General features: G+C 72.9%; 1 protein-coding gene. It reads left to right on the top strand.

The features are described from left to right. Nucleotides 1-1,117 (top strand): glycoside hydrolase domain-containing protein (locus BACI9J_RS22355; RefSeq protein WP_201296713.1); only part of this gene is annotated, 1,117 nt, incomplete at both ends.

Here is a 1,117-nt window from a genome sequence, read left to right on the forward strand (position 1 = left end):
CCCTGGACGCGGCCATCAACGACTGGGGTCTGGCCGTCATGGCGGGCCTGCTCGCATCGCGTGCGCGGACGCCCGCCGACCTGTCCCGGTACGAGGCCGAGGCCGAGTGGTTCGCCCGCCGGTCCCTGCAGTACCGGCACGTCTTCGACTCCGAGCGCGGGTTCTTCATCGGCCGCGACCCGGACGGCTCGTGGCGCGTGGGAACCGAGTTCGACCCGCGCGACTGGGGCGACGACTACACCGAGACGAACGCGTGGGGTACCGCGTTCACGGCGCCGCACGACGGCGCCGGCATCGTCGACCTGCACGGCGGGCCGGAGCGCTTCGACGCCGCCCTCGACGCCTTCTTCGCGGCCCCCGAGACCGGCGCCCTCGCACGCTCGGGGTCGTACGGGTTCCCGATCCACGAGATGACCGAGGCCCGCGACGTGCGGATGGGCATGCTCGGGCTGTCGAACCAGCCCGCGCACCACATCCCCTTCTTCCCGATGTTCACCGGGCGCCACGACGACGCGCACCGCATCGTCCGCGAATCGCTCGAGCGGCTGTTCGTCGGGTCCGACCTCGGCCAGGGCTACCCCGGCGACGAGGACAACGGCGAGATGAGCGCCTGGTACGTCTTCGCCACCATCGGCCTGTACCCGCTGGCGCCGTCGACCGGCACCTACGTGCTCGTGCCGCCGTCGGTCCGCAGGACCGTGCTGCGACAGCCTGGGCCCACGCCGCCGGATCCTGACCGACGCGCCAGCGGCGGGCTGGCCGTGCCGGTGGGGAGAGGAACGGAGACGGTCATCGAGATCGCCGCCGGCTCCGCAGGCGCGTACGTGGCGTCGGTGACGGTCGACGGCTCGCCCTGGACCTCGGTCACCATCCCGCACAGCGTGGTCGTGGCCGCGTCGCGGATCGAGTTCACACTGTCCGACGAACCGCAGGGCTGGGCGTCGGACACCCGCCCCGTCTCGGCCTCCGACGTGCACGGCTACCGGGACGCCCCCGTGGACGTCCTGCCCATCGGGGTCTCGGCGCTCACCGACGACACCGGCCGCACCGTCACGGGGCTCGCCGCCGGGGAGTCCGTCTCGTTCGACGTGTCGTGCGCCGCCGCTTCGCTGTACAC

Source organism: Arthrobacter sp. 9V (genome assembly GCF_902506065.1).
Classification (GTDB): Bacteria; Actinomycetota; Actinomycetes; order Actinomycetales; family Micrococcaceae; genus Arthrobacter.